Origin of the sequence: Acinetobacter sp. YH01009 (assembly GCF_013420765.1) — a bacterium.
Taxonomy (GTDB): domain Bacteria; phylum Pseudomonadota; class Gammaproteobacteria; order Pseudomonadales; family Moraxellaceae; genus Acinetobacter; species Acinetobacter amyesii.
Genome location: NZ_VOYE01000032.1, coordinates 1 through 6,082, shown reverse-complemented (window position 1 = coordinate 6,082; position 6,082 = coordinate 1). Strand labels below are relative to the sequence as shown.

The window sequence follows — 6,082 nt, the reverse complement described above, 5'->3', positions numbered from 1 at the left end:
TATAAAGAGCTTGAGCGACTGGACTTAGGCGACCCGAAAAAAGACCTGAAAGAACTCAAAGACAGCCCAATTTCAGACAAAGAAATTAAGCAGGGTATTGAGAGCTTTAAGGCTGATTTTGACAGCTTCAAACAGCTTGCTTTAGAGCAGTACAAAGCACAGCAGAAATTAGAACGAGAGCAACAGAAAACAATGAAGTTTAGAGGGATGAGCCGATGACACCTGATGAAAAAAAGTTATATGCACTGATGGCAGTTGCAGAACAACAGCAGAACCTAGTCAATCAGGCCGTTAAAGAGCTTCAAATCACGAAAGAACACATTCAAAGCACTATTGCTGAGCAAACCCACCATACTGTATCAAAATCGCTAAATATGGGCTTACAGGAGGGTACAGCGGAGCTTATTAAGACCGCTAAAGCACTTGGACGCTTGAATAATTCAATTGAATCAGCCCGTGATCAGTTGTCATGGAAGCTCATTACCATTGTTCTAGGCATCTTTGCCATTCTGATGCTTGGTATCATTTGGCTGTTTAGTGTTTATATCAAACCTTTAGGCAATATCCCGCAGATCGAGAGCCTGAGACAGCAAGGCATCCAGTTTGATATTGGAAGTTGTAAAGTTGATGGAGAATCTAAACCGTGTGTCCGAGTGATGAAAAAGCAGTGCGGATATGGAAAAAATGGCGATTTTTGCGTCATAGATCCAAAATGATAAGTACTTGATAAAGAAAAAGCCCATTCAGTATTGAAACTAAATGGGCTTTCGCTTTATATTCAGCGGTACGCAGTTATTTGATGCTCTAACATCGAATAACGAAGATCATAAGGTTTGGCGACCGTTATGATTTCACACTAAGGCTTGTACCTGAACTCTATTTTCACAATAAACAGTGTTTATATCAAGCCTCAAAATGATAAGTCTTCGTTAATTCGTGTTTTAAATCGTCAAATAAGTATCCTAGATCGAGCTTTGCCCGCTTCTGCGTATCCGTTTTACGGTCGGCATGCAGTACGTGTGGTAGGAATAAGTGTCACTGGCGTATTGTGGCTATAGTCGAAAGGCTAAACCGCTTACAGGGGAACTTCACATAGGCGGAGCGTTGGGAGTAGTTACATAGGACTTGTTAAGTTGTACGTTGGGGAAACCCTCGCAGAGATACAGGCAATGTAACGACAGGGAGCGCGTGGAGCGAAGTGCAAGACTTTGAGTCCTTGTCTGCATAGTCAGCAAAGCTATGTGCGGATACGACCGATATACGTGGCTCCGAAGCCAAATATATACAGGTAAATCGGCAATACTTAGGGGATGTGTCATTTTTTTAAATGACTGCCCTTAGGGTGAGTATTGCCGAAACTCTCTCAACCGTTTCCAAAGCCAAAGCACGAAGTGCGACGCTTTGGGGGCGAGTTGAGAGGTTGAGAGCATATGTTTTTATAGTTTATGGAGAGATAGTTTTTTAGAAATCAGCTTTTTTGCTTAGGCTATTGCTATGATTTAAATAGGTTCTAACAAGTTCAATTCAAATACTGGGGTTAGGGTGGATAGAAAAGGGTCTAACTGCTATCATTGCCTAACTTGGGAACCAAGTTATAACTGGCGTGTATGCTCATATATTTAATTCATTAAAAAAGACTAATCTCAAAATCAGTCCTTCTTAAGGAATTTTTTGACAAGCTGAATGTGCAAAATAAAAAATGCACATTCAGAGTATGGATCTAATCACTAGCTATCCAAGCATATTATGCAAAAAATTAGGGGCATAAAGTTTTTAGGTGTCCCTTTCAATATTGCCAGCTACGCTCTGCTCACCCATATGATCGCACAAGTCTGTGAGCTTGAGGTCGGTGATTTTGTCTGGACGGGTGGTGATACGCACCTGTATGCCAACCACTTTGAACAAGCCAAACTTCAGCTGAGTCGTGAGCCTTTAGGTCTATGTCAGTTAAAACTGAATCCTGAAATTAAAGATCTATTCGATTTCAAATTTGAAGATATTGAAATTGTCGGCTATGAATCCCATCCGGCAATTAAAGCGCCTGTCACGGTTTAATTTTTCCCAAACCCAAGAAAATCAAAATCCCACTTTGCTTAAAGTGGGATTTTGCATTTTAATAGGAACAATTTTTACTTGTTTTTGAGTGTGGGTATGGCATTTCAGGATTTAGAAGTCGTTCATGTCGTTGCAATGGATCAGCAGCGCTGTATTGGTAAGGACAATGACCTGCCTTGGCATATCTCAGCAGATCTAAAACATTTTAAGGAAATCACCCAGGGCGGTGTAATTGTAATGGGACGTAAGACCCTTGAATCCATGGGACGTGCCTTGCCTAAACGTGTCAACTGGGTCATTACCCGTGATACAGACTGGTCTTTTGAAGGTACTAAAGTCGCACACACGATTGAAGATGCCTTGAACCAAGCTGTTGCAGATGTAAAAGCGTCAGAAAAACCGGAGTCTATTTATATTATTGGGGGTGGTGAAATCTTCAAACAGACAATGAGTATTGCTGACCGTCTGGAACTGACCCATGTCGAACTGGATGTACAAGGTCATGCCTTCTACCCGGAAATTCCTGCTGAATTCAAAAAAGTTTTTTCCGAACAACATATCGACGACAAAACTGGGATTGCTTTTGAGTTTGCAACTTATAGAAAATGAAGAATAATTTTTAATTAAAGATTCAATTATGCATATACTCCTGAGCTAATTTTTCTTGACGTTTTTGTTCTTCTTCTAAACGTTTTTTATATGCGATTCTGTCATCAGAAGATTCTTTTTTATATTGATTAAAAGAGATCTTCCCTTCAACAAGGTCATGTAAAGTATTCAGATTATTACGATAAAGGGATAGTTAAAAACTATCCCAAGCTTATTGATTAAGTTTTTTTCTACGAAGTTGATTAGAAATTTTGCATATAATGGCTCGATTTGGGTGTTGGAAGATGGAAAAAATGCTGGTTTATTAAGGCTATTGCCTAAGTAGAGCTGATTGAATCTTAGGGATTGGAAATTTTTAAAATGAATCATAATGGAGCCGATTTGGATCAAATAAAGTTAAAACAAATTAAAACTGACTTAAGTGTTGATGGAATTGTTAAGCTATCTCAGTTTATTGATAAAAAAGAAGTAAATTTAATCAAAGAGAGTTTGGTTGAAGAACTGAAACGTTTAAAAATTTATGAAAATAATAAAATAATCTCTAAAGAATTGAAAAAATTGAGTCATTTTCAACAGATTGTCATGTTGTCCAGAACAGTTAAACAGCCAAAAACTTTAGAAAAATATTCAGATATTTTGGGTGAAGTTGTATTCAAAATTTTTGCTAAAAAGTTTTACTCTGATCAGAAACAGCAACTTCTACTGACATTACCTCAACAGGAAAAATGGACACTGAATGATTTAAAATGGCATGTCGATTCACATTCAACAGCTTTTGAGTCACTGCAATTTTTTTTAATCATTGATGATATTCAACCTCATGGTGGTGGAACTCTAGTTTTGAAAGGTTCACATCATTTAACTGAACGATCTTCTTCAAGTCAGCTGAATCATTTATTGAGTACGAAAATATTAAATCAGCCTTTTGATTTTCAGAATAAAAAATTAGAGATCATTGAATTAACTGGCGTACAAGGGGATGTGTATTTAATGGATATGAGGGTTATTCATTCTCCAGCGATAAATGCTGCAAAAAAGATAAGAATGATGGCAACGTATAGATATTTTCAGAATTTGTAAGATAAATAAAGAAAACCCATCATCCTGACAGGATCTTCTTCATAAGAGATATTCCTAATCCATGCTGACATTCACATAGAAAAGAAACTATTGATAACACCTAATGTTTTTAATGTAGTAATGCCCGAGATTAAAAAACATATGGAAATTAAAGACTAGACTCTTTCATTTGATCATGTTCCTTGATATGCATTTAAGCGAAATGCAAAGTTTTGTCCAAATAACTGAGCGGTTTTAATATCGCCAATATCAAAAGCATCTGCCGCACTGGCATGTTCGGCTTGTGCCATAAGACCAGACCATGAGCCGAGACGATTGGCTGCTTGCGTATACGGAACACCTTGATGTTGCTCAGGTAAAATAGGGTTGCCGACCCATACCATACCGTGTTGCATCGAAAAGGTGAAAAGCGAAATCAGGGTCGATTGCTTATCCCCAGCAGGTAATGAGGAAACAGTAAATCCTGCGGCTAATTTTCCTTTAAAAGCCTGCTTCTTCCATAATGGACCTGTGGCATCCATGAGTTGTTTAAAAGTGCCAGAGACACCACCGAGATAGGTTGGAGTACCCCAAATTAGTCCATCATATTGACAGAGTAATTCAGGTTGAGACATCAACTGTTCAGCGGTGAATAAATCAATTTTGAATAATCAATATTTGTCTTTTTTTCGTTGATTTAAAGTTTCTTGTCCTAATTCCTTCCAAATCTGCCATTTCATATCATTTGGATCTATTTCAGCAGTTTTAAGCAGAACTCCAAGTAACTCAGCTGGATCTCGTTTATCCAAGTTTGCAATTTCAAAAAGTGCGCCTAATTGAATGAGGTGACGTGTACGAGCTTTACGTTCAGCTTCCTTTTCCGCATTGATTAATTTTCTAACAACGACTTTCTGTTTATTTGCTCGATCTATAGCTTTTTCAGCTTTGATAAGGGCATTTAATTTCTTTTCTTGTTCAGGGGTTCGGTACTGAATTTGAGCCAATTCCAATAGAAGTTTTTGAGCATCACTTGGATTCTTTAACGCAGAAATGTAGGTGATTTTTTCAGACAGCCATTCATTATTCATATTCAATTCCTTAATTCATATACCGCAAAAGTACAGGCTCAATTCTCAAAGAACGATAACAAAATAATTACGTCTAATGTCCGCAATTTTGTTAAAGTTCGTTCTAGAGATTGTCGCCTGCACTTCCATCAAAAATTTGATGGCGCGCTTAGACGTTTCTCAATTTCATTGAGAAACCTAAGCACGTTAGGGACTTCATCCCTAAAACCCTGAAACTTCTTTTTTTCGTAAATTTTCAATTTACGGAAAAAAGAAGTACCAAAGCTAGGAGCAACAGCATGCAACTAAAACAGGTACTGGGAAAAATCAAAGATATTACTTTTGGCGTGATCGCAGCACCGCTAATCATCATCATTATGATGTGGGCTTCGATACTCGATCAAAGAGCATTTAAGAAAGAACTAGACCGAAAAAAGGAACAGGAAAAAACCTAATGGCGATTGCTCGTTTAAGTGTCAAAGTCGGCAAGGCAGGCAAAGCAGCACCGCATGCCGAATATATTGATCGGGACGAAGAAAAGAAGCTGAAACAGGAACAGGCAGAAACTGACCTTGAACATAGTGCTTATGGAAACATGCCGAAATGGGCTGAACATAATCCGATTACCTTTTGGGAGGCAGCCGATCTTTACGAGCGCAAAAATGGCAGTACGTATCGAGAATATGAAATTGCCCTGCCTAGAGAGATGAATGCCGAGCAACGCCTAGAACTGGTTGAGGATTTTATTCAGTCTGAAATTGGCTCAAAATATCCGTATCAGTTTGCGATTCACAACCCCAAAGCAATGGACGGCAACGATCAGCCCCACGTCCACCTCATGTTTAATGAACGTCTGCAAGATGGAATTGAGCGAGATCCAGAGCAATATTTTAAGCGCTATAACAGCAAAAATCCTGAACGTGGCGGAGCTAAAAAAGACAATACGGGTAAAAGTTACCAGGAACGAAAAACCGATATTAAAGACCTACGCCAAAGATGGGCAGATTTATGCAACAGCCATTTAGAAAAACACCAAATTGACAGCCGTATTGATATGCGAAGCTATAAAGAGCAAGGCATAGAGAAAGAACCTGAAAAGAAACTGTTACCAAGCCAAGCTAAAGATCCTGAAATCAGGGAAGCCCTGCAACAGTCACGCACAGCCTATAAAGAGCTTGAGCGACTGGACTTAGGCGACCCGAAAAAAGACCTGAAAGAACTCAAAGACAGCCCAATTTCAGACAAAGAAATTAAGCAGGGTATTGAGAGCTTTAAGGCTGATTTTGACAGCT

At 38.7% G+C, this 6,082-nt stretch carries 7 protein-coding genes and 2 pseudogenes; 7 read left to right on the top strand and 2 right to left on the bottom strand.

What is annotated here, in order from left to right; genetic code table 11:
* The 5 genes and pseudogenes from FTT76_RS17195 to FTT76_RS17175 form a co-directional block, all read left to right on the top strand.
* Positions 1-219: pseudogene (locus FTT76_RS17195) on the top strand (MobA/MobL family protein); the annotation flags it as partial.
* On the top strand, positions 216-716 hold the full coding sequence (locus FTT76_RS17190; protein WP_057690045.1) for a hypothetical protein: 501 nt from the start codon (positions 216-218) through the stop codon (positions 714-716). The pseudogene FTT76_RS17195 and the gene FTT76_RS17190, both read left to right, overlap by 4 nt.
* A gap of 1,030 nt (positions 717-1,746) precedes the next feature.
* Entirely contained in the window at positions 1,747-2,055 is a 309-nt protein-coding gene (thyA, locus tag FTT76_RS17185; protein WP_047939843.1) for a thymidylate synthase, read from the top strand.
* Positions 2,056-2,151: 96 nt separating this feature from the next.
* The gene (gene dfrA44, locus FTT76_RS17180) at positions 2,152-2,664 is read left to right on the top strand and encodes a trimethoprim-resistant dihydrofolate reductase DfrA44 (RefSeq protein WP_031380727.1); all 513 of its coding nucleotides are present in this window, start codon (positions 2,152-2,154) and stop codon (positions 2,662-2,664) included.
* 360 nt (positions 2,665-3,024) lie between these two features.
* Complete coding sequence (locus FTT76_RS17175; RefSeq protein WP_087554354.1) at positions 3,025-3,744, top strand: phytanoyl-CoA dioxygenase family protein; 720 nt, start codon at positions 3,025-3,027, stop codon at positions 3,742-3,744.
* A 173-nt stretch (positions 3,745-3,917) separates the two neighbouring features.
* On the opposite strand, the pseudogene FTT76_RS17170 reads toward FTT76_RS17175, so the two are convergent.
* Positions 3,918-4,349: pseudogene (locus tag FTT76_RS17170) on the bottom strand (flavodoxin family protein); the annotation flags it as partial.
* A 45-nt stretch (positions 4,350-4,394) separates the two neighbouring features.
* Positions 4,395-4,811: a conjugal transfer protein TraD gene (locus tag FTT76_RS17165; protein ID WP_057690043.1), complete on the bottom strand. Its 417-nt coding sequence runs from the start codon at positions 4,809-4,811 to the stop codon at positions 4,395-4,397.
* A 278-nt stretch (positions 4,812-5,089) separates the two neighbouring features.
* On the opposite strand from FTT76_RS17165, the gene FTT76_RS17160 reads away from it, so the two are divergent.
* Together FTT76_RS17160 and FTT76_RS17155 are read left to right on the top strand one after the other, a co-directional pair.
* Entirely contained in the window at positions 5,090-5,245 is a 156-nt protein-coding gene (locus FTT76_RS17160) for a hypothetical protein (protein WP_004846790.1), read from the top strand.
* Positions 5,245-6,082 (top strand): MobA/MobL family protein (locus FTT76_RS17155; RefSeq protein WP_180190648.1); only part of this gene is annotated, 838 nt, incomplete at its 3' end. The genes FTT76_RS17160 and FTT76_RS17155, both read left to right, overlap by 1 nt.

What these genes read in the sequence shown, in the direction of transcription:
- dfrA44 (WP_031380727.1), top strand. Translation starts at nt 2,152, where the DNA reads ATGGCATTTCAGGATTTAGAAGTCGTTCATGTCGTTGCAATGGATCAG.
- FTT76_RS17160 (WP_004846790.1), top strand. Translation starts at nt 5,090, where the DNA reads ATGCAACTAAAACAGGTACTGGGAAAAATCAAAGATATTACTTTTGGC.
- FTT76_RS17190 (WP_057690045.1), top strand. Translation starts at nt 216, where the DNA reads ATGACACCTGATGAAAAAAAGTTATATGCACTGATGGCAGTTGCAGAA.
- thyA (WP_047939843.1), top strand. Translation starts at nt 1,747, where the DNA reads ATGCAAAAAATTAGGGGCATAAAGTTTTTAGGTGTCCCTTTCAATATT.
- FTT76_RS17165 (WP_057690043.1), bottom strand. Translation starts at nt 4,811, where the DNA reads ATGAATAATGAATGGCTGTCTGAAAAAATCACCTACATTTCTGCGTTA.
- FTT76_RS17175 (WP_087554354.1), top strand. Translation starts at nt 3,025, where the DNA reads ATGAATCATAATGGAGCCGATTTGGATCAAATAAAGTTAAAACAAATT.